Annotated in this window: 17 protein-coding genes; 8 read left to right on the top strand and 9 right to left on the bottom strand. The window is 67.2% G+C overall.

The features are described from left to right. Positions 1-80: 80 nt before the first annotated feature. The 7 genes from cpaB to KHN96_RS20335 all read right to left on the bottom strand — a co-directional run bounded on the left by cpaB (position 81) and on the right by KHN96_RS20335 (position 5573). On the bottom strand, positions 81-938 hold the full coding sequence (gene cpaB, locus KHN96_RS20305; RefSeq protein WP_045786127.1) for a Flp pilus assembly protein CpaB: 858 nt from the start codon (positions 936-938) through the stop codon (positions 81-83). 363 nt (positions 939-1301) lie between these two features. Then, positions 1302-1844 carry an A24 family peptidase gene (locus tag KHN96_RS20310; RefSeq protein ID WP_045786128.1) on the bottom strand — a complete coding sequence of 181 codons (543 nt, stop codon included), beginning with the start codon at positions 1842-1844 and terminating at the stop codon, positions 1302-1304. A gap of 122 nt (positions 1845-1966) precedes the next feature. Then, on the bottom strand, positions 1967-2143 hold the full coding sequence (locus KHN96_RS20315; RefSeq protein WP_027678035.1) for a Flp family type IVb pilin: 177 nt from the start codon (positions 2141-2143) through the stop codon (positions 1967-1969). Between the two features lie 535 nt (positions 2144-2678). Further along, on the bottom strand, positions 2679-2894 hold the full coding sequence (locus KHN96_RS20320; protein WP_062739526.1) for a hypothetical protein: 216 nt from the start codon (positions 2892-2894) through the stop codon (positions 2679-2681). Between the two features lie 636 nt (positions 2895-3530). After that, on the bottom strand, positions 3531-4055 hold the full coding sequence (locus KHN96_RS20325; protein WP_045786130.1) for a TPM domain-containing protein: 525 nt from the start codon (positions 4053-4055) through the stop codon (positions 3531-3533). Between the two features lie 17 nt (positions 4056-4072). Beyond that, positions 4073-4924: a TPM domain-containing protein gene (locus KHN96_RS20330; RefSeq protein WP_115043851.1), complete on the bottom strand. Its 852-nt coding sequence runs from the start codon at positions 4922-4924 to the stop codon at positions 4073-4075. Positions 4925-4946: 22 nt separating this feature from the next. Then, positions 4947-5573, bottom strand: a complete 627-nt coding sequence (locus KHN96_RS20335; protein WP_082062813.1) for a LemA family protein — start codon at positions 5571-5573, stop codon at positions 4947-4949. A 406-nt stretch (positions 5574-5979) separates the two neighbouring features. On the opposite strand from KHN96_RS20335, the gene dapA reads away from it, so the two are divergent. Then, positions 5980-6888 carry a 4-hydroxy-tetrahydrodipicolinate synthase gene (dapA, locus tag KHN96_RS20340; protein ID WP_062737507.1) on the top strand — a complete coding sequence of 303 codons (909 nt, stop codon included), beginning with the start codon at positions 5980-5982 and terminating at the stop codon, positions 6886-6888. Positions 6889-7157: 269 nt separating this feature from the next. Here dapA and hemL read toward each other — a convergent pair whose 3' ends face one another. Further along, positions 7158-8459: a glutamate-1-semialdehyde 2,1-aminomutase gene (gene hemL / locus KHN96_RS20345; protein ID WP_062737508.1), complete on the bottom strand. Its 1302-nt coding sequence runs from the start codon at positions 8457-8459 to the stop codon at positions 7158-7160. 202 nt (positions 8460-8661) lie between these two features. On the opposite strand from hemL, the gene KHN96_RS20350 reads away from it, so the two are divergent. The 6 genes from KHN96_RS20350 (at position 8662) to KHN96_RS20375 (ending at position 19107) form a co-directional block, all read left to right on the top strand. Next, entirely contained in the window at positions 8662-8844 is a 183-nt protein-coding gene (locus tag KHN96_RS20350; protein ID WP_003261842.1) for a rubredoxin, read from the top strand. A 281-nt stretch (positions 8845-9125) separates the two neighbouring features. After that, a complete protein-coding gene (locus KHN96_RS20355; protein WP_045786135.1) occupies positions 9126-9641 on the top strand; it encodes a response regulator in 516 nt (171 codons plus the stop codon). A gap of 30 nt (positions 9642-9671) precedes the next feature. Next, the gene (locus KHN96_RS20360) at positions 9672-10040 is read left to right on the top strand and encodes a response regulator (protein ID WP_045786136.1); all 369 of its coding nucleotides are present in this window, start codon (positions 9672-9674) and stop codon (positions 10038-10040) included. Positions 10041-10116: 76 nt separating this feature from the next. Further along, positions 10117-10662 carry a chemotaxis protein CheW gene (locus tag KHN96_RS20365; RefSeq protein ID WP_062737509.1) on the top strand — a complete coding sequence of 182 codons (546 nt, stop codon included), beginning with the start codon at positions 10117-10119 and terminating at the stop codon, positions 10660-10662. Positions 10663-10870: 208 nt separating this feature from the next. Continuing rightward, positions 10871-13102 carry a methyl-accepting chemotaxis protein gene (locus KHN96_RS20370; protein ID WP_115043853.1) on the top strand — a complete coding sequence of 744 codons (2232 nt, stop codon included), beginning with the start codon at positions 10871-10873 and terminating at the stop codon, positions 13100-13102. Between the two features lie 83 nt (positions 13103-13185). Next, complete coding sequence (locus KHN96_RS20375) at positions 13186-19107, top strand: hybrid sensor histidine kinase/response regulator (protein WP_062737513.1); 5922 nt, start codon at positions 13186-13188, stop codon at positions 19105-19107. Positions 19108-19172: 65 nt separating this feature from the next. On the opposite strand, the gene KHN96_RS20380 is transcribed toward KHN96_RS20375, so the two are convergent. Continuing rightward, positions 19173-20720 (bottom strand): cryptochrome/photolyase family protein, encoded by a 1548-nt coding sequence (locus KHN96_RS20380; protein WP_115043855.1) that lies wholly within the window; start codon positions 20718-20720, stop codon positions 19173-19175. Positions 20721-20797: 77 nt separating this feature from the next. Here KHN96_RS20380 and KHN96_RS20385 point away from each other — a divergent pair, with 77 nt between their 5' ends. Continuing rightward, positions 20798-21550, top strand: coding sequence for a 16S rRNA pseudouridine(516) synthase (locus KHN96_RS20385; protein WP_045786141.1), 753 nt, complete (start codon positions 20798-20800; stop codon positions 21548-21550). The last annotated feature ends 70 nt before the right edge of the window (positions 21551-21620 follow it).

The raw sequence follows: 21620 nt of genomic DNA on the forward strand, positions 1-21620 counted from the left end.
CCTCTTCCTGGGGCCTTTGGTCTGTTCTTCCTGTAGTGTTGTTGATCGTTGCCCGTGACTTTTGGGTGATGCGCTTCGCTTCAGAAGCACTCGGCGCCGCGATCCACGCCGGCAATCACGCCGATGCAGTTGCCGGGCGCGCGCTGCGCAGCAGCCACGCGGCGTACCACCTGCACCGTCTTGACCACCGGCACTGCCACGGCCGCCGTGATCTTGGGCTCCTTGAGCAGCGTGCTCTTGGTCGCGCCGGTGGTGTCGGCGGGTTGCGGGTCGATCTGGTTGCGCAGCACCAGCGAGAGCGTGCCCACGCTGCGTGCGAGGTCGAGCTTCTCGGCTTGTTCCGGTGTGACTTCCAGCGTGACGGCGTTCACGACCTTGGGCTTGGTGTCGTCGCGGTTGACCTCTTGCGCGACGGCCAGCACCAGGATCTTTTCCAGCACGATCTTCGAGATCGACTGATCGGACCGATCGCTCGCCGCTGCCTTGCCGTCTTTGTTGTCTTGCAGCGTGTTGACGATGATGTCGACGTAGCTGCCCGGCAGCGCGAAGCCCGCCACGCCCACCACGTCATTCACCCGTACGGTGATGGCGCGCTTGCCTTCGGCAATGACGGCCGACAAGCCGCCTGCCGTGCCCTGCGGCGTGAGCTTCGATTCCAGTACCGGCTCGCCGCGCGTCAGGCTGGCGCGCACGACGCGGCCGCTGAGCGCTTGCGCGTCGGAGATGGCGCCGGGCGGCAGGCTGGCGGTCGGCCAGTCCACCACCTTGATGAAGTCTGGCGACAGGCGCTGGCCGAGGTCAATGTCGGCGGCGGCTACGGCCACCTTGGTGATGCCGCTGCTGCTTTGCTGCGTGAGCCAGCGCGAGGCGAAGACCACCGCCGCAAGGCCGGCGATCGTGGCGATCAGCAACATGGAGAGAATGCGCAGGTTTTTCATTTCCCAACCCCACTCAGATGGTTCTCAATCCCACCGCCACCTGGTCCGAAGACACGTAGCGGGCATGCACGGCCGGCCAAGGCACCGGTCAGCCGAAGAAGAGGGGGAGGCGGGCGGTGCGTGCCAGGATGGGCGAGGTCCACAGGCGTGGCGATGGGGCGCCGCGCAGGTCCTGGCTTGCCCGATGGTGCGACTGGATTGACGCATGTCACTTCTCCCCGGTCCCGGACCGTTCTTGCGTGGTCCTTGATGCCTTGTGTGTCTGGCGCGTGCCTGGTGGCGTTCATTCCGTCAGGCTGGCTGCGGCGACGCCGTGTGCTTGTCTTGCACCGCATCGGCACGCGTCAGGGGTTCCCCCCTCGGCTACAACACTCCCCACTTCACCAGCAACGTGCCCGCGGCAAACGCCACCGCGTACGGCAACTGGATCGTTCCGCTGCGCTTGCCCCCGCTGTCCGGCGAAGGCACGGCCTTGCCACCGAACGGCAGCGACATCAGCAGCGTTGAAACTCCTGCCAACGAGCGTTGCGCGTCACGGCGCAGCAACACCATGGCAAGCGCGAGCACCCCGCCTGCCAGAAAACTCACGAAGGCAATGTGGAAGGCGCCGAAGGGCCCCATGAAGGCACCGATCGCGCCCATCAGCTTCACGTCGCCGGCGCCCATGCCACCGAGCAGATAGACGCCGATGCACAGGCCCATGCCCACCGCTGCGCCACCGAGCCAGGCGAGCGCGCCAGCGGTGAAGCCCTGTGTGAGGCATTGCGCGAGAAGCGCTGCCACGAGGCCCGATGCCACCAGCCAGTTCGGGATGCGGCGCGAGCGCACGTCGCTCGCCGCGGCCATCACGATGAGCACGATCAGGCTGAGGTTCGCCAGGGCGCTCAGGCTTGTCAGGGTGGTCATCTCGGGTTCCTCTCGGGCGATTGTTCTGGCTGTCCGCGCGGCAGCGGGTGCCGCGGGCCAGCGTGTATTCGGCCGGATCAGGCCCGGGGCTGCCGGACCTGACCTGGGCGCACTGGCACTGCTCAGGCGGCGGCCGTCGACAGCTGGGTTGCGATCGAATTCCAGATGGCGCCGACCGCGGTCTTGACGGTGGTGCCGTAGGTCACCATCACCAGAGCCACAAAGGCCAGCAGCAGTGCGTATTCCACGCCGGCTGCACCGTCTTCTTCGCGCACGAAACGCTTGATCATGGCTTTCATTTCAATCTCCTCACGTCATGGTTCAAGGAAAGGCGCACCGCTGAAGATCGGGCGCTGGGTTCTGGCCAGACAAGCCGGCCAAGGCCAAACCAGGGGTTCCGGAGATCGTGTGCGCACACCGGTGCCACACCGGCGCGAAGGCCAGCATGTTCCGGAGCACGACAACACCAAGAGGCTCCCCCGACTTCACCAGTTCTCAGGGCTCGCACCGGCGTGGCCGCTGGTGGTCGCTCGCCCGGACATCGCCGCAAATCGCAGCAGGTGCCCACTGGGCGCCGTGGGCTGGTCCACCATTCCTCCAGGGACCGGCTCACGCCTGAAAGTGCAACAACTTCGGTGTTCGCCACAGGCGCTCCCGGCGGGTTGCCGGTCCCTGCAGCCGGCTGGCCTCTTTGTGCCAGCGCGTTGACAACTTCCCCGTACGTCTTCTGTTCTGTTCTGTTCTGTTCTGTTCTGTTCGCTGCGCTGCTCGTCCGGCATGCGCTGTGTGCGACTGGCCCGTGCGGCGATTGCGTGCTACCCAGGCCTTGGAATATCAACCACCCGGACCACCGCCCTGCGAGCCCGATGATCCGAACCCACCAGGTGTCATCAACACCGATACCGCGTTGCTCCAGAAATCGCCCACGCTGGTTTCGACGCTCGCCATGACGCTGACCAGCACCAACGCCGCCATCACCATCAGTAGCGCGTACTCCACAGTGGCCGCGCCGGTCTGGCAGTGCTTGATGTGTGCGTCCCTGGTTTTCACATCGCACCCCCCCAAGGTGTATGGCGCTTATGCTCTTTTGTTCCTAAACAGGGCCGCGCTATGGCGGCGGAAGCCACAGAGCGACGAGCGTGCCATTGCAGCCAAGTCCTTGATTTTCAAAGGGTAGGGACGCGGGTAAGGGCGGGGACGCGACGAAGCGGCGCGCCTTGTTTCCCCGGGCACCGGGCGCGCTTTGTGCGCGATGCGATATAGCAAACGGTTACGCACTTTCGATTTGCGCAAACGCCAAACGTGAAAGTGATGCGAAGGCGCTGTATGCGCAAACAACCCGCGGGTTAGCCCGCATGCACGTGGACGCTGTGAATGCGTGCATTCCTGCAACATGGCGGCCTTTGACGAGACACGCTCCGGTGCGTGGCAGCCGACCGTGGCGGCGCGGGTGCGGGGCCGCTCTGGATAGGGGTTCAGGGAAGAGGGGACAGCGTGATCGGTCAGACAGCCTAGAGCGGACGGTGGGCCTGACCTCGATGCCCGATGCGGTGGCGTCGGGCGGCTCATGCGGAAGGATTAGGCGCACGGCCGACAGCGATGGCGAGTGGGCGCCGGTCAAAACGGTTTCAGTCGTGAAACACGGCGGACGCGGCAGCAGGCGAAAAGGGCTCAAGCGCAGAGCGGTTACAGCACGACCGGCCGATCGCTCAACTCATTCGCGCGCGGCGCACCGTCGGACGGCGCATGCGTGGCCAGCAGGTCATTGATCTGCGCCAGCGCTTCCAGCACGGGTGCCATCGACACACGCTGCGCAAAGCCGCCCGTGATCGTGTCGCAGATGGCGCGCCACGTGTGCGCGTCGACTTTGGCGGCGATGCCGTGATCGGCCAGGATCTCGACCGCGTGGTCGGCGAGGTTGATGTAGAGCAGCACGCCCACGTGTTCGCGGGTGTTCCACACCTCCAGCAGGCCGAACAGCGTGCGGGCGCGCTCGCGTGGCGTGATGCCGGCCCACGCATCGCGCACGGGAAGGGCGCTTTCGATGACGACGCGCACCTCGCCGCGATGGCGTTGTTCGCCCTCTCGCACGGCCGCTTCGAGCTGCTGCAGATCGGCGAGCGGGAACGCGCGCCGCGCGCGCGACGGCGTCGTGAGCAGATGGGCCAGGGCCCGGCGGGCGCCGCGATGGTGTCGGGTATGGGAAGCCATGGTCGCGTCGTCTGTCGTTACCAGTTGCCGGAGGCGCCGCCCCCGCCGAAATCGCCACCGCCCCCACCGCCGAAGCCGCCGCCCCCGCCACCGAGATCACCCCCGCCGCGTCCCCAGCCACCGCCCAGCCCGCCGCCAAGTCCGCCGATGGCGCCCGGGCCCCAGCCACGGTTGCCAAGCACCACGCGCGAACCGGGCCGCCCGGGCAGGCTGCCCGTCACACGGCCTCCCGAGCGCATGGCCGCGCTCAGCACAAAGAACACGATGATCGCCAGCGGGAACAGCACCGGCAGCCAATCTCCGATGCCGCTGCTCTGCTGCCGCTTGGCGCGCTCGGCGGGCGGCAGGTTTTCCTGCGCGATGACGGTCTGGATGGCCGAGATGCCCGCCGACAGCCCGCCATAGAAGTCGCCCTGGCGGAAGTGTGGCGCCATCACGTCCTGGAGGATGTGCTTCGATTGCAGGTCGGTCAGCGAGCCTTCCAGCCCGCGCCCGACCTCGATGCGCATCTTGCGCAGCGATGCCGGGTTGTCCTTGGCGATGAGGATGATCGCGCCGTCGTCCACGCCCTTGCGCCCGGCCTTCCACGCTTCGGCCACCCGAATGCCGTAGGCCTCGATCGGCTCGGGCGCGGTGGTCGGCACCATCAGCACGAAGATCTGGCTGCCGCGCTGCTGTTCGTAGTCGGCCAGCACCTGTTCCAGCGCGCCGCGCTGCTCGGCGCTGAGCGTGCCGGTCAGGTCGGTCACGCGCGCGGCCAGCGGCGGCACGGCGACCATGTCGGTCTGCGCGCGCGCGGACAACGCTGCCATCAGCCACAGGGCCGCTGTCAGCAGGAGGGCGAAGAAGGCACGCACGCGCATCGGCATGGGGGGCAGGTTCAAGTGCTTGTCAGAACTTCACCGCCGGGGCGGTGGAGATGCCCTTCTCGTTCTCGACCGTGAAGTTCGGCTTGACCTGGTAGCCCATCACCTTGGCCGTCAGGTTGGTCGGGAAGCTGCGGGCCAGCACGTTGTAGTCCTGCACCGACTTGATGTAACGCTGGCGCGCCACGGTGATGCGGTTCTCGGTGCCCTCGAGCTGCGATTGCAGATCACGGAACGACTGGTCGGCCTTGAGTTGCGGGTAGTTCTCCGACACCGCCATCAACCGAGACAGCGCGCTCGAGAGCTCGCCCTGCGCCTGCTGGAATTTCTTGAACGCCTCGGGGTCGTTGAGCGTTTCCGGCGTGACCTGGATGCTCGTGGCGGCCGCCCGGGCGCGCGTCACGGCCTCGAGCGTGTCCTTTTCGTGCGAGGCATAGCCCTTGACCGTGTTCACCAGGTTCGGGATCAGGTCGGCGCGGCGCTGGTACTGGTTGACGACCTCGGCCCAGGCGGCCTTGGTGGCTTCATCCTTCGACTGGAAGTCGTTGTAGCCGCAGGCCGACAGGAGCGGTGCAGCCAGCACGGCCAGCGACAGCGCCAGCGCGCGCAGCATCGAGAAACGCGTCGAGCGGAAGGTCAGGGCAGGGGTCATGAAGTCCTCTTCTGGATCGAACAATCGGCAACAGATGTGGCATGAGACCGACATCGTCTCACGGCGTTCCGGCCCTCTCTAGCTTATGCGCTTGACGCTCCGGTCACACATCAGTACGGTATTGGGACATTTTTGACAATTTCCATGCGCGTGATTTCCCCTGCCTCGTCGAACCGCACGGCACCGGCCTTCAGCCGGTCGGTTGCGTCGACGCTCGCACGCGCCAAAAAAGCCTCCAAACAGCCGCTCGTCTGACCGGAGCGCTGTTCCGTCAGATGGGCGACGGAACAGCGGACAACCAGCGGTTCGACACGGTTGATCTACTCACCCGCATCTCGCGGGCCTGCCTTCCCGATGCTCTCCTGACGGTCTTCGATCGGTCGTTGATTCGTCCAGGAGTGTTGTCATGCTTGAAAACCCGTTCACCCCCTCGTCCGCCAGCATGCGTCCGTCGTACGCGGGCATCTGGGTGCCCATCGTCACGCCGTTTGCCGAGGATGCGGCGCGCTCGGTCGATTACGGCGCGCTGTATGCGCTGGTCGTGCGCTATCGCGGCCTGGGCGTCGCCGGCTTCGTCGCGTGCGGCAGCACGGGCGAGGCGGCCGCGCTCACCGATCAGGAGCAGGCCGACGTGCTCGATACCGTGCGTGCCGCCGCCGATGGCCTGCCGGTCGTGATGGGCCTGTCGGGCAGCGCGCTGGCACCGGTGCACGAGCGCATGCTGCGCCTTGCCGGGCATCGTCCGGCCGCGTTCCTGATCCCGGCGCCTTCGTACATCCGCCCATCGCAGGCTGGGCTCATCGAATACTTCACTGCCCTGGCCGATGCGTCGCGCGTGCCGGTGCTGCTGTACGACATCCCGTATCGCACTGGTGCCACCATCGAGACCGAAACGCTGCTCGCGCTGGCCGCGCACCCGAATATCCATGGCATCAAGGATTGCGGCGGCGATGCCGACAAGACGCAGCGCGTGATTGCCGACGGCCGGCTGCAAGTCTTGGCGGGCGAGGATGCCCAGGCATTCGGCACGCTGTGCGCGGGCGGCGTGGGCGCGATCATTGCGGCCGCCCATGTGCGGACCGAGCTGTTTGTGGAGATGGCGCGAGCCGTGCATGAACAACGCCTGAACGATGCGCGGCGCTTGCATCATGCGCTGGCGCCCGTGATCCGCTTGCTGTTTGCGCAGACGAACCCGGGGCCGTTGAAGGCTTGGTTAGCTGCTGAGGGGTTGATCAGGAATGTTGTGCGGGCGCCGATGGTGGGGGCTTCTGAGGGGCTTGGGAGGGAGTTGGTGGAAGTGGTTGGGAGGGTTTGAGTTTTTTTGTTGTTGGTCCATCCCTGTTTCGTACCCTGCCGGGCACGACCTATTTTTCTTTGTCTTGCCAAAGAAAAGTAGGCAAAAGAAAGGCGCGCCCGAGATGGCGACCCCCCTTGAATTTGTGTAACCGGGCGGAGACGGGGAAAACTCGCTGCGCTCAGACAGTCCCCCGTCTTGTTTCCGCCCGGGCAAGACAAAGAAAGTGAGTCGCCCCCGGCAGGGGTGAAACAAGGGATGCACCAACAACAAAAAAAGCACAAAAAAAATCAAACCCCCTTAAACGCCCTCCGCGCCGCCGCAAAAGTCGCATCCAAAACCGCATCATCATGCGTCGAGGAAACGAACCCCGCCTCGAAAGCCGAAGGCGCCAGATACACGCCTTCATTCAGCATCGCGTGGAAAAACGCATTGAAGCGGCCCACGTCGCTCTGGGTCACTTCCGCGAAGCTGGTCGGCACGCCTTCGCGGAAATAGATGCCGAACATGCCGCCGACGCTGTCCGCGGCAAACGGCACACCCGCTTCGCGTGCAATCTCGGACAGCCCATCGACGAGCTTGCGTGTCTGCGCGGCCAGGCGGTCGTGGAAACCGTCGGCGGCAATCAGGCGCAGGGTGGTGAGACCCGCCGCCACGGCCAGCGGGTTGCCCGACAGCGTCCCGGCCTGGTACACGCTGCCCAGCGGCGCCAGGAAACCCATGATGTCGCGCCGGCCGCCAAACGCCGCAGCGGGCATGCCGCCGCCGATGACCTTGCCCAGGCATGTCAGGTCCGGCGTGATGCCGTACAGCGCCTGCGCGCAGCCGAGTGCCACGCGAAAACCCGTCATCACCTCGTCGAAGATCAGCACGGCCCCGTGCTCGGTGCATAGCGAGCGCATGGTCTGGTGGAACTCGGTGCTGCCGCGCACGAGATTCATGTTGCCGGCCACCGGCTCGACGATCACGGCGGCGATTTCGTTAGCGTGCCGCGCAAATGCCTCGCGCAGCGCGCCAACGTCGTTGTACGGCAGCACCATCGTGTGCTTGACCACGTCTTCGGGCACACCGGCGGACGAAGGTGCGTTCTGCGTGGTGTCGGCAAACGTCAGCAGGCCCGAGCCCGCCTTGACCAGCAGGCTGTCGGCGTGGCCGTGGTAGCAGCCTTCGAACTTGACGATCAGGTCGCGGCCGGTAAAGCCGCGTGCCAGCCGCAGCGCGCTCATGGTGGCCTCGGTGCCCGACGATACGAGGCGCACCTGCTCGATCGATGGGACCAGCTTGCAGATTTCCTCGGCCATGACGACTTCGGCCTCGGTCGGCGCGCCAAACGAGAAGCTGTCGGCCGCCACCTCCTGCACGGCGCGCACGACGTCCGGATGTGCGTGGCCAACGATCATCGGGCCCCACGAGCCGACGTAGTCGATGTAGCGCGTGCCGTCGGCGTCCCACAGGTACGGGCCGGCTGCCTTGGCAATGAAGCGCGGCGTGCCGCCCACGGAGCGGAAGGCCCGGACGGGCGAATTCACGCCCCCGGGGATGGTCTTCTGGGCACGTTCAAACAGGGCAGCGCTACGGGAAGGAGTCGACATGGAAACGAGTGGAATAGAGTGGCGCCACGCGAAATGGCGCAGCGGCGCGGTTTGAAGTCGGATATGCAGTGGTTTGACGCAGATGCCAGTCGGATGCAGTCAAACGCCGCGCCGCCGCCGTGCGTGTTCTGGCGTGCCGGGGCGGGTTTGGGTACCATCTGGCCTGCCATTTTAATAGACGGAACCACCGAAGCTTTGCCCTATGGAACAACAGATTGAATACAAGACGTGGATGTGCCTGATCTGCGGCTGGATCTACGACGAAGAACAGGGTGCGCCCGACGACGGCATCGCCCCCGGCACGAAATGGGAAGACGTGCCCATCAACTGGACGTGCCCCGAGTGCGGCGCGCGCAAGGAAGACTTCGAAATGGTGCAGATCTGATCCGGATCTGACCTGTCCCACGGCCGGCAAGTGAGCGGTTGCCCTCTTGCCAGCCGCCAGATATCGGCAAGTGACGCATCCGAAAGGTCTCGTCGCTTCCATGCCACAAGCGGTCGGCGACAAGCCGGCGCCATTGACGGCGAATAGGTGACTTGTCACACTTCGTCAAATTCTGAGCTTCACACTTCATAAGCGGGCCGGGGGGCGTAGTTTTGAAGTCGTCGCCAGCGTGGCCGTTCGGGCGCGCTGCGCGGCGATTTGCCGCGATCCATCCGGTCAGAATGTCGTGGCGACCCGTGGTCGCGCAATGCGAGAACATGATGCAAACCGCGCGGGTGGAACAACTGACCGACTCCCAACCGCTGGCGTCTTCCACGCTGGCCAGTGCTGTGACGCCGCTTGCGGGCTGCAAAGTCCTGGTGATCGACGATTCCAGCACCATCCGCCGTACCGCGCAGATCTTTCTCTCCCAGGCCGGCTGCCAGGTCGTGCTGGCCGAAGACGGTTTCGATGCGCTGGCCAAGGTCGGTGACCTGAAGCCCGACCTCGTGTTCTGCGACATCCTGATGCCGAATCTCGACGGCTACCAGACCTGCTCGCTCATCAAGAAAAGCCCGAAGTTTCATGCCACACCCGTGATCATGCTGTCTTCGCGCGACGGAATCTTCGACCGTGCGCGCGGCCGGCTGGTCGGGGCGGTGGATCACCTCGCCAAGCCCTTCACGAAGGAAGCGCTGCTTGAGGCGGTCCAGACGCATCTGCCCGCGGCGCCAGCCCAGGCCCTGGCCGCGCAGTGATGGCATCTCCCTTAACGAAGGACTGTTTGTATGGCAATCAAGAAAGTGTTGGTGGTCGATGATTCTCCGACCGAAGCGCTGCACCTGTCGGAGATCCTCGGCAAGAACGGTTTCAAGGTGACGGTTGCGGCCGACAGCGAGCAGGCCATGGCCAAGCTCGAGGCCGAGCCGTTCGACCTGATCCTGATGGATGTGGTGATGCCCGGCCAGAACGGCTACCAGACGACCCGCGCGATCAAGAAGGACGATCGCTTCAAGGACGTCCCGGTCATCATCTGCACGACCAAGGGGCTGGAGACCGACCGCGTGTGGGGCATGCGCCAGGGCGCGTCGGACTACATCGTCAAGCCGGTGAAGGCCGAAGACCTGCTCGACAAGATCGCGAAGCTGGCGCAGTAACGCCGCAGCAGCTTGTTCAACCTCGCGACGCCAAGTCGGGCGCGCAGCACAGACGCAGCACGGAGATGAGCCAGACGTGAACGAACAGCGCACCAACCTGACCTCGCGCCAGCGCCTGCACGAATACCAGGCGATGCTCGCACGCCGCCTGCAGGAGGCGCGCGCCAAGTCGTCGGCGGAAGGCTTCCTCGGCGTGCAGGTCGGCGAGCGCCACTGGCTTCTGTCGCTCACCGACACGGGCGAGGTGCTCGACTACCAGGCGCCCACGCGCGTGCCGCTCACGCAGCCGTGGTACCTCGGTCTCGTGAATGCGCGCGGCAACCTGCTCGGCGTGATCGACCTCGGCCTGTTCTGCGGCGAGGCGCCCACGGCCGCGGGCCCCGGCGCCAAGATCGTGGTGCTGTCCAAGGACCCGCAGCGGGCGTGCGGGATCGTCGTGCCGCGTGTGGCGGGCTTGCGCAGCCTGACCGATCTGCAGCCGGCTGACGTGGCCACGGAAGAGAGCCGTCCGTGGCAGGGCCGCGCCTGGCGCGATGCGCAGGGCACCCTGTGGCGCGAGCTCGATGTGCGGCAGTTGCTGGCCGATCCGGCCTTCCTGCAGGTGGGCCGCAGCCGCGCGTGACCGTGCGGCATACGTAGTACCGACCGGGCCGCTCGATCGGCCCGGCAGCACACAACAAGCGATTGGGCGCGTTCGCGACGGGAGCGGGCGCGCACAGGGCAAGAGGTGCGGACCACGCCAGGCATGACAAGGCGTGGACGCGGATGGGAAATCCATGCCGTCGATCCCAACCAGACGGGGGCGGCGTCGACAAGACAAGAGGGGTCCTATGGGGTTCAAGTGGTTCAACGCGGGGCGCAGGGCAGGGGCGCCGGAGGTTGCAGCGGAAGGGGCGTCGGCCGCCTCCGTGCAGTTGGCGCAGTCCGACAATGCGCCCCACGTGGATGACGACGATCCTGCCGGCCCTCCCACGCAGCTGGGCCGCACGCCCATCGACGCCGTGGTCGGCTGGATGGAGCGCGTGCCGTTTGCGGCGCAGCAGCGTGTCTTCACGATCGGCCTGGTGCTCGGCCTGCTGGCCCTGCTGATTTCCGTGTACCTCGATAACCGCCAGGCAAATAACGGCTCCGTCCAGATTGAAATCGCCGGCGACACGCTGATGCACTCGCAGCGTCTGGCCAAGGCGGTGCCCGTGGCGCTGCTCGGTAACGCCAACGCGTTCGCCCAGCTCAAGGAGAGCCGCGCGCGCCTGCAGGACAATCTCGACGCGCTCAAGAACGGCAACTCCGATCGCGGTGTGCGCGCCACCTCGGGCGGCGACGCCCAGGCGCTGCTCGACAAGTCCATCGAAGAATGGAAGCGCAGCGAAAAGAGCGCCCAGGCGGTGCTCGCGCAAGAGAAGACGCTGGTGGCGGTGGGCAAGACGCTGAACGTGTTCAACGCGTCCAACCCCGAACTGCTGGAAGAAGCCGAGCAGATCGCCTCGATGAAGCTGCAGACCAACGCGCCGGCGCGTGAAGTGGCCGCCTCGTCGCAGCTCGTGATGCTGACGCAGCGCCTCGGTAAGAACATGAACGAGTTCCTGGCCGGTGAAGGCGTGAACCCGGAAACGGCGTTCCTGCTCGGCAAGGACACCAACACCTTCCGCGAAACGCTGAACGGCCTGCTCAACGGCTCCGAAGCGCTGCGCCTGTCGCCCGCCACCGACCCCGAGACCAAGGGTTACCTGCAAGAATTGTCGACGCGTTTCGACAACGTGCAGAAGACCACGCAGATCATCCTCGAGAACCTGCCGGGCCTGATCGCCGCCAAGCGCGCGCAGCAGCAGATCTTCAACGACAACGAAAAGCTGCGTGCCGACCTGTCGGATCTGCAGTCGGCGTATGCGAGCAGCGTGCGCAACCGCCCGCTGACCCTCGGCGCGGTGGTGCTGTCGGCCATCCTCACCGTGGTCTGCCTGGCGGGCCTCGCTGCCCTGTACCTGCGCGATTCGCGCGTGCGAACGATGGAAGCCGAAGCGCGTCAGCGTGAAGCCGAAGAGCGCCGGATGGTGGAAAAGCGCAACAACGACGCCACCCAGGCCGCCATTCTGCGTCTGATGAACGAGCTGCAGGACATCGCAGACGGTGACTTGACCAAGCAGGCCACCGTGTCGGAAGACATTACCGGCGCCATTGCCGACTCGGTGAACTACACCGTGGAAGAGCTGCGCGAGCTGGTCGGCCGGGTGCAGCAGACGGCCGAGCAGGTGACGCAGGCATCGTCGGCGGTGCAGAGCACGTCGGAAAGCCTCGTGGCCGCATCGGAAGAACAGTCGCGCCAGATTCGCCAGACTGGCCAGTCGGTCGTGGAGATGGCGGACCGCATTACGCAGGTTTCGCGCGGCGCAGCCGAATCGGCCAACGTTGCACGCGCCTCGCTGGCCGCTGCCGAGCAAGGCCAGCAGGCCGTGCAGAACGCGATCTCGGGCATGAACGACATCCGTGACCAGATTCAGGAAACCTCGAAGCGGATCAAGCGCCTGGGCGAATCGTCGCAGGAGATCGGTGAAATCGTGGAGCTGATCTCGGACATTACCGAGCAGACCAACGTGCTGGCACTGAACGCCGCCATCCAGGCGGCCTCCGCTGGTGAAGCCGGCCGCGGCTTCTCGGTGGTGGCAGAAGAAGTGCAGCGCCTGGCAGAACGTTCCGCCGAGGCAGCCAAGCAGATCGGCGCCCTGATCCGCACGATTCAGACCGACACGCAAGACGCGGTGCACGCCATGGAGCGCAGCACGGCGGGTGTGGTGGAAGGGGCGAAGCTGTCCGATAACGCCGGTGCCGCACTGGTGGAGATCGGTCGCGTGTCGCGCCAGCTTGCAGAGCTGATCGAGAGCATTTCGCAGACGACCTCGCACGAAGCGACGCTGGCTTCGGACGTTGCGCAGAACATCGAACAGATCCTGCACATCACCGAACAGACGTCCAACGGTACGCGCCAGACTGCGCAGTCGGTGCGCCAGCTCACGCAGCTTGCCGAAGAACTGCGTGACTCGGTGGCGCGGTTCCGCATCGCTTGATCGGCGTCACGTCGTCACTGGATTTCGGGCGGGAGCGCCAAGCGGTCAACGCGGCAACCGCCACCTGCTTTTTGGAAGCACACATGCGTCATCCATCTTCCGCCCAGCCCGAAACCGCTTCCTTTGAGGCGGCTGGAGCCCCTGCGCGCGCGCCGTCTTCCGTGCCGGCGCGCGACCTTTCTGCGCTCGCCTGGGTTGTGCCCAACATGCGCGCCGCGCTGGACGACGCGGTGCGTGAGTTCGGCGAATACGCGGCGGACGTCATTGCCCATCCGGAAGTCCTCGGCGCGCGCGATACGACGTCGCTGCGCCTGGCCGGCCAGTACCTGCACCAGGCTGCCGGTGCGCTGCTGATCGTCGGCCTGCGCGGTGTGGAGGTGTACTGCCAGGCCGCCAAGCGCCTGCTCGAAGCCGTCGATGCGGGCACCGTGCCGGCCGATGTGCAGACGCTGGACGTGTTCTCGCGCGCCGTGCAGGCGCTGCAGGAATACGTGGCCGACCTGATGGCCGGCATGGCCGAAGAGCCGCTGCGCCTGTTCCAGCCGTATCAGGCCGTGCTCGCCCGCCTGGGCGAAGAGCGCATCCACCCGGCCGACCTGTGGGCCGACGAGTTGCGCCACCTGCCGGCGCTGCTGCTGCCCTCGCGTGACCTGGCGGGGCTGGCGCGCCTGCGCCGCAAGTTCGAGCTGGCGCTGTTGACCGCGCTGCGCGCCCCGGCCGGCGTGGATGGCCCCGACGCCGACCCGGCCGCCGCTGCCGCCGCGTACGCGCCGCTGGAAGACCTGCTGCACAACATCCGCGCACTCGAGCGCGAACCGCGCCGCGCCGGCGACGACCTCCAGCGCGATCTCTGGCTCGTGCTGGCGCTCACCTTCGGTGCGCTGCGCGCGGGCCTCGTGCCGGCCGACCTGATGGCCAAGCGGCTGGCCGCGCGCGTCAACCTGCTGCTGCGCCAGTATTCGCAGAACAACATCCAACTGCCGCAGGGCCTGCTGAACGACGCCCTGTACCTGCTGGCCGGCATGGCCTACGGCAACGCGCCTGCCGCGCCGGTCGGGGACGACACCCTGGGCCCGGACATCGTCGCCTGCGTCCAGGCGTTTGCGATTCCGCCCACGCACGCACCGGCCGGCGCCCTGCATACACGCCAGTACTACGCGTTGCTGCCCGCCGATGCCAGCGAGACGCTGCAGCGCGTCGGACGCACGCTCGACGCGCTCAGCCAGCAGCCTACGCCCGACGCCGAGGAACTCCACGCCGCGCTGCAGACGCTCGCGTTGCATACCGACACGCTGGGCCAGCCCGCATTGCGCGATCTGTCGCAACGGCTGGCAGAGGCGCGCGGTCACGACGTGGTGCCCACGCTGCAATTCCTGTCGCGCATGCTGGCGCGACCGTGGGCGCTGCATGGCGAATCCGGCGACCTGCGCAGCGCCTGGTTTGCCGCCCGCTGCGGCGAACTGGCCGAGCATGTGGGCGCCGTTGAGCGCGATCACGCCGAACCGGCTCCCGCCTGGCTGACGCTGCTGGCCCACGAAATCGCGCAGCGCCGCACCCGTGCCGAACAGGTCCGCGCGCTGCAGACGCTGCTGGCCTCTGCCGAAACGCACCTCGATGCGTTCGAGCGCGAGGGCGACGAGGGCGGCAGCCTGAACGAGGCTGCGCGGCTGTTTGGCGAGATGCACAACGCCTTCGCAGCGCTGGACGCCGGCGAGGCGCTCCATGCGACCGCGGCCGCCCAGTCCACCATCGTCGCGCTGCAGGCCACCGGCAGCGGTGCAGCCGCCGATCGCGAAAGCCATCTCGCCGCGCTGGCTGCCAACGTGAGCGGCCTGCAGAGCCTGCTCGACGCGCTGTCTGCCGGCACGGAGCTGAGCAGCACGCAGATCGACGAGATCGTCATCGAAGGTCGCCTGACCCCGACCGAGCGCGAGACCGCCTGGCGCGCGTTCGCATTCGATGCGGAATCGGGCATGCTCACCCGCCGCGAAACGCATACCGACGTGCAACCAAGCAGCGCGATCGAGGCCGATACCGCGTCGCCGCTGCACGCGCTGCTGGATCGCCTGCTGGCCAAGCAGCCGGTTGACCCCGCCGACCCGTTGGCCGCCGAGTTGCGCACCGCGCTGCAACAGGCGCGTGACGCCGCCGCGATCGACGACGACCCGGCCCGCCGCCGCCGTCTGGAAGAGGCGCTGGCCCAGTTCGATGCCTGGCAGGTGGGCAGCGCCGGCGCGCTCGAGCGGCTGCAGGCCGCACTGGCCGCGCCGGTGGCCGTGCCGGCAACGGGCCCCGCGCCCGCCGTGCCTGCGCGTGACACGCAATCCATCGATGCCGAACTGCTCGACATCTTCCTGTCCGAAGCCGAAGACGTGCTGGCCGGCGTGCGCACCGATCTGCAAGCGTTGCACGCCGCCGCGGATGCCGGCACGGGCGGTGTGGCCGCCGGCTCCGACCTGGATCTGCTCACGCAGTTGCGCCGGGCATTCCACACGCTCAAGGGCTCCGGCCGCATGGTCGGCCTCACGCGCTACGGCGAAGCGGCCTGGGCCATCGAACAGGTCATGAACGTGTGGCTTGCCGAGAGCCGCGTGCCCACGCACGACCTCGCTGCGTTGCTCGCGCGCGCCGAATCGGAACTGTCGGCATGGGCGGCGGCCATTGCGCAGTCGCCGCAGGCCGATCACCCGATCGAACCGCTCGTCGCGGCGGCCGAGCGCGTGCGCCATGGCGGGCCGTTCGTGTGGCTCGAGACCGTGGCGCAGCCGCAGGAGGCGGCGCCCGCCGCGCCGGTCAACGATGCATCGTCGCTCGTCTGGGACGAACCGGCCGCTGCGGAGCCCGAGGCTCCGAACGTGCAGGCCGAAGGCTTGCAAGCGGAATCCGAAGACGCGGACGTCGAGTCCGGCGCTTCCATCGCCGCATTCACGGCGCCGCCCGCCGACTCGGACGCCGCGCCCGCCGCAGATGGCGACGCCAAGGTGATCCCGTTCCCATTCGCGCAGACCGGCGACCCCGAAGAGACCCCACACGACGACGGCGTGAAGGAGATCGGGCCGGTGCGCATCAGCGTGGCGCTGTACAACGTCTACCTGCAGGAAGCCGATGACCTGATCCGGCGCCTGGGCGTCGACTTTTCGGAATGGCGCCACGAAGGCCGCACGCCCCCGAGCGAGCTGGCCCTGCGTGCCGCGCACACGCTGCAGGGCAGCTCCGCCGTGGTCGAACTCGAGCCCGTGCGCCAGTTGGCCGATGCGCTCGAGCAGGTGCTGCTGAACCTGCACAGCCGCCCGGTGGCGATGCACCCGGGCGATTTCCGCCTGCTCGACCAGGCCGTCGAGCGCATGCGCGGCATGCTGCATCAGTTTGCCGCCAGCGTGTGGCCCGATGCCGACGAGTCGCTGCGTCGTAGCCTGGGAGAGCTTTGCGAGCGCGTGCTGGTGCGCCCGCGCCTGCCGCTGGAGCCCGCGCCGCCGGTGTTGACCGACGCCGAACAAGCCGAGAACGAAACCGCCGGCCTGGCCGACGAAGCCGCATTCGAGCCGACCGGGATCACGCCGTCGCTCGTGCCGGTATACGAGGCGCCCGCCGCAGAACCCGCCGTCGCCGAACTCGTGCGGCAGGCGCCGACCGACGCACTGGACCCGGCGCTGCTCGAAATCTTCCTCGAAGAGGCGCATGTCGCATTGCCGGAGCTCGGCCAGCAACTGCGCACGTGGGAAGCCGCACCGCAGGACCGCGCCACCGCCGGCCTGCTGCTGCGCAATCTGCACACCGTGAAGGGCAGTGCACGCATGGCCGGCGCCATGACGCTGGGCCAGGCCGCGCATGAAATGGAAAGCGCCATCGAGGCCGGCCTGCGGCAGAACCGGGTGGACGACGCGCTGTTCCGCAAGCTCTACGTCTGGTTCGACCGCATCCAGGCGCACGTCGATGCGCTGGGCGCGGGCAACGTGCTGCCGCTCGATGCGGGCCTGGCCGATGCGGCTGAGTCGCAGCAGGTCGCGCCCGACGCGCAGGCCCCGTCCGGCGCGTCGATGCTGCCGGCCGTGGCCGCGACGACCAGCGTGGACCTCGCCGGCACGCGCAGCGCCGAAGCCGAAGCCCTGGAAGTGGCCGAACGCCAGCGCGCCATGGTGCGCGTGCAGGCGCGCGCGCTCGATGCCCTCATCAACGACGCCGGCGAAGTCGGTGCGGCACGTGCGCGTCTGGAGTCCGAGGTCGATGCGCTCAAGACGTACCTGTCGGAACTGAACGACAACGTCGCGCGTTTGCGTGCCCAGGTGCGCGAGATCGAGATCCAGGCCGAAACGCAGATGGAGTCGCGCATTGCCGACGCCGCCGCGCACGCCGAAGCGTTCGACCCGCTGGAGTTCGACCGCTTCACGCGCCTGCAGGAACTCACGCGCATGATGGCCGAGAGCGTGAACGACGTGGCGACGGTGCAGCAGAACCTGTTCCGCGGCTTCGATCAGGCTTCGCTCGACCTGGAAACGCAGGCACGCCTCACGCGCGGCCTGCAGCGCAGCCTGATGCGCGCGCGCATGGTGCAGTTCGATACGGTGGCCGATCGGCTGTATCGCGTGGCGCGCCAGGCCGCCGCCGAAACCGGCAAGGAAGTCCGCCTGTTCATCAAGGGCGGTACGGTGGAGCTGGACCGCAGCGTGCTGGACCGCATGGGCGGACCGCTCGAGCACATGATCCGCAACGCCGTTGCGCACGGCATCGAGCCCGCCGACGAGCGCCGCGCCAAGGGCAAGGCCCCGGCCGGCGAGCTGACGCTGGAAGTGCAGCAGGAAGGCAACGAGGTCGTGCTGCATTTCGTGGACGACGGCGCGGGCCTCAACCTCGACCGCATCCGCGCGCGGGCGCTCGAGCGCCAGTTGCTGGCCCCCGACGAGGAAGCGAGCGACGCGCGCCTGACCGAGATGATCTTCACGCCGGGCTTTTCCACCGCCGACCAGGTGTCGGAGCTGGCGGGCCGCGGTGTCGGCATGGACGTGGTGCGCGCCGAGACCGTCGCCCTGGGCGGCCGGATTTCGCTGCAGACCACGCCCGACGTCGGCACGCGCTTCACCATTCACCTGCCGTTGACGACGGCGATTACGCAGGTGCTGCTGGTGCGCGTGGGCGAGCGTGTGTATGCGATCCCGTCGGGCATGATCGACCACGTGCAGCAGCTGCGCCCACAGGCGCTTGCCGAGGCGTACAACGCGGCGGCGCTGCAATTGCCGAGCGGTCCGGTGCCGTTCCATTACTTCGGCGCGCTGCTTGAAGAGGCGCAGGCCGTTACGGGTGGGCGCAAGTATTCCCCGGCCGTTGTGGTGCGCAGCGGTGCGGACCGTGCCGCCGTGCACGTGGACGAAGTGATCGGCAACCGCGAAGTGGTGGTCAAGCACATCGGCCCGCACCTCGCACGCCTGGAGGGCATTGCCGGTGCCACGACGCTGGGCGACGGCGAGATCGTCCTGATCTACAACCCGGTGGTGCTCACGCAGCGCTTCGAGCGCGAAGCCGCCGCACTGGGCCTGCCGCAAGCCGACCAGGAAACGACGGGCGCAGTGGCCGAGCTGCAGCGCAACGGCAGCACCGATGCAGTGCCGGGCCTGGCCACCGCGCCGATCGTCATGGTGGTCGACGATTCGCTCACGGTGCGCAAGGTCACGCAGCGTCTGCTGACGCGCTCCGGCTATCAGGCCGTGCTCGCGCGCGATGGTGTGGATGCGCTGCGTCAGCTGCAGGAGATCACGCCCGACGCGATGCTCGTCGACATCGAAATGCCGCACATGGACGGCTTCGACCTCACGCGCAACGTACGCGCGGACGAGCGCATCGGAGCCACGCCGATCATCATGATCACCTCGCGCACGGCGGACAAGCACCGCCGCTACGCAGCGGAGATCGGCGTGAATGTCTACCTCGGCAAGCCGTACAACGAAGAGGAGCTGCTGCAGCATCTGCGCACGCTGATCGGCGAACGCGCGCCGGCCGCCAACCTGGGGTGATGCCCCGCCGCGCGGGAACGACAACGGGCAGGTGTGTTACCGGCCCGTTGCGTTTGGTGCGCGCTTCACTCGTTGCCGCTCTTGCGTAATGCAGCCGCTTCGGCGCCCGACGTGCGGTTTGCCTTGGTGATCGCGTAGCGCTCGAGCGTAGCCGCGCGTGCGCCCGCGTGGTCGACGATGGGCCGCGGGTAGGTCTCGCCGAGCACGACGCCCGCTGCCTTCAGCACGTCGGCGGGCGCGGTCCAGGGCGCGTGGATGTACCGGTCGGGCAGCTTCGCCAACTGCGGCAGGTACTTGCGGATGAAGCGGCCCTGCGGGTCGAACTTCTCCGATTGCGTGACGGGGTTGAAGATGCGGAACCACGGTTGCGCATCGCACCCGCTCGATGCCGCCCATTGCCAGCCGCCGTTGTTGGCGGCGAAGTCGAAGTCGTTGAGGACGTCGGCAAAGTACTGCTCGCCGCGCCGCCAGTCGACGCCCAGGTCTTTGATCAGAAAGCTGGCTGCCACCATGCGCAGGCGGTTGTGCATGTAGCCGCTCTGGTGGATCTGCAGCATGGCGGCGTCCACGAGCGGGTAACCGGTGCGCGCCGCCTTCCACGCCGCGAAGCGCGCCTCGCCGGTTTCGCCGTCTACCCAGCGGATGCGGTCGAACTCCGGGTGGAACGACGCTCCATCGGCCAGGTCCGGGCGGTGATGCAGGATCATGAAATAGAAATCGCGCCAGATCAGCTCCGACAGCCACGTTGCCGCACCCCGGCTGCCACGCAGCATGGCGGCATGCGCGTGCGCGGCTACTGTGCGGATCGACACGGTGCCAAAGCGCAGATGCGTCGACAGGTAGCTGGGCCCGCGCAGGGCCGGGAAGTCACGCCGCGCATGGTAGTCGTCCATGCGGCCTTCGAAATCGTCGAGCAGCGTCTGGGCGCCGCGCATGCCGGTAGGCAAGGCGATGTCGGAGAGATTCGAGCGCACGAAGCCCAGCGCTTCCAGCGAAGGCGTGGCGCGTGCAAGTGCGTGCGGCTTGGCGAGCGCCCCAAAGTACGGCTCCGTCGGATACGCGCGCACATCGAACGGCGAGAGCGCCGCCAGCCACGCGTTCTTGTAGGGCGTGAACACGCCGTATGGCTTGCCCTGGCCGTTCACGATTTCACTGCGCTCGAAGATCACCTGATCCTTGAAGTCGAGCCAGGCGCACGGCTGCTGCGCCAGCGCCTTGCGCACCGCTTCGTCGCGGGCTTGCGCTTGGGGCTCCTCGTCGTGGTTCGCGAAAACGGCCTGCACGTCGAGCTGGCGGGCGATGCGCGGGACGGCCTCGCGCGGGTGGTCGTGCACGACGATGAGGTCGCCGCCGGCCTCGCGCAACACGCTACGCAGTTCCTCGACGGAGGCAAGGATGAACTCCACGCGCCGGTCCGCCTTGAGGCCGCGCGCAAGTAGTGCATCCAGGATGTCGCGGTCGAACACGAACACGCAATAGACTTCGCGGCAGTGGCGCAGGGCATAATGCAGCGCCGCGTGGTCGATGTGCCGCAGGTCGCGCCGGAACCACACCAGTCCGCGCTCGAAATGCGCTCCAATGTCATAGGGTTGGCGGGGTCCGGTGGGCGGCATGCTGTGTGGTCGGTGGGTTTCGGATCGGCCGAGCGTATCGCAAAATCGGCGCGCTTTTTCTTTTTCACGTTGTCGTCATGGCTGATTCTCCTGCCCGTCTCCCGCTGTACCGCATCCTGCAATCGCAGGGGTTTGGCACGCGCCGCTATTGCAAGGACCTCGTGCTGGCGGGGCTCGTGTCCATCGACGGCGTCGAGATGGAAGACCCCGACGCGCTGGTCGATACCGCCGGGCTGGTCCTCGACGTGGACGGCGAGCGCTGGACGTACCACGCTCGCGCTTACCTGATGCTGAACAAGCCTGCCGGCGTGGAGTGCTCGCAAAAGCCGAAGCATCATCCGAGCGTCTACACGCTGCTGCCGGTGCCGCTGCGCGAGCGCGGCGTGCAATGCGTCGGACGGCTCGATCAGGACACCACCGGCTTGCTGCTGCTCACCGACGACGGCCAGTTCGTTCACACGCTCACCAGCCCGCGTCATCAGGTGCCCAAGGTGTACGAGATCACCACCGCCGAGCCCGTGACCGATGCGCAGGTCGCCCGGCTGTGCGCCGGCGTGCTGCTGGCCGATGAAGACGAGAACGTCGCCGCCGCCTGGGCCGAGCGCGTGGACTCGCACCACCTGCGCATGGCGCTCACGCAGGGCAAGTATCACCAGGTGAAACGCATGGTTGCCGCGGCTGGCAACCACGTCGCCGCATTGCACCGCAGCGCCATCGGCGGACTGTCGTTGGGCCACGATCTGGCCCCTGGCGCGTGGCGCTGGCTGGAGCCGGCAGACCTGGAGGCGCTCAATGCCACGCCGGCACGCCCCGATAGCTCGGGTGCTTGAGCCGCCACAAAAAACCCTGCGCCCCGCGCCGTTTCCTCCAAATGGAAGGGGCGATGACCGGGCCCTTTTG

It is taken from the genome of Ralstonia mannitolilytica, assembly GCF_905397375.1.
Lineage (GTDB): Bacteria > Pseudomonadota > Gammaproteobacteria > Burkholderiales > Burkholderiaceae > Ralstonia > Ralstonia mannitolilytica.

Bases quoted from the DNA above. Each gene is read 5' to 3' on its own strand.
- KHN96_RS20330 (WP_115043851.1), bottom strand. From the start codon at position 4,924: ATGCCGATGCGCGTGCGTGCCTTCTTCGCCCTCCTGCTGACAGCGGCC.
- KHN96_RS20360 (WP_045786136.1), top strand. From the start codon at position 9,672: ATGGCAATCAAGAAAGTGTTGGTGGTCGATGATTCTCCGACCGAAGCG.
- KHN96_RS20355 (WP_045786135.1), top strand. From the start codon at position 9,126: ATGTCGTGGCGACCCGTGGTCGCGCAATGCGAGAACATGATGCAAACC.
- KHN96_RS20335 (WP_082062813.1), bottom strand. From the start codon at position 5,573: ATGACCCCTGCCCTGACCTTCCGCTCGACGCGTTTCTCGATGCTGCGC.
- KHN96_RS20370 (WP_115043853.1), top strand. From the start codon at position 10,871: ATGGGGTTCAAGTGGTTCAACGCGGGGCGCAGGGCAGGGGCGCCGGAG.
- KHN96_RS20380 (WP_115043855.1), bottom strand. From the start codon at position 20,720: ATGCCGCCCACCGGACCCCGCCAACCCTATGACATTGGAGCGCATTTC.
- KHN96_RS20325 (WP_045786130.1), bottom strand. From the start codon at position 4,055: ATGGCTTCCCATACCCGACACCATCGCGGCGCCCGCCGGGCCCTGGCC.
- KHN96_RS20375 (WP_062737513.1), top strand. From the start codon at position 13,186: ATGCGTCATCCATCTTCCGCCCAGCCCGAAACCGCTTCCTTTGAGGCG.
- KHN96_RS20310 (WP_045786128.1), bottom strand. From the start codon at position 1,844: ATGACCACCCTGACAAGCCTGAGCGCCCTGGCGAACCTCAGCCTGATC.
- dapA (WP_062737507.1), top strand. From the start codon at position 5,980: ATGCTTGAAAACCCGTTCACCCCCTCGTCCGCCAGCATGCGTCCGTCG.
- KHN96_RS20385 (WP_045786141.1), top strand. From the start codon at position 20,798: ATGGCTGATTCTCCTGCCCGTCTCCCGCTGTACCGCATCCTGCAATCG.
- hemL (WP_062737508.1), bottom strand. From the start codon at position 8,459: ATGTCGACTCCTTCCCGTAGCGCTGCCCTGTTTGAACGTGCCCAGAAG.
- KHN96_RS20350 (WP_003261842.1), top strand. From the start codon at position 8,662: ATGGAACAACAGATTGAATACAAGACGTGGATGTGCCTGATCTGCGGC.
- KHN96_RS20315 (WP_027678035.1), bottom strand. From the start codon at position 2,143: ATGAAAGCCATGATCAAGCGTTTCGTGCGCGAAGAAGACGGTGCAGCC.
- cpaB (WP_045786127.1), bottom strand. From the start codon at position 938: ATGAAAAACCTGCGCATTCTCTCCATGTTGCTGATCGCCACGATCGCC.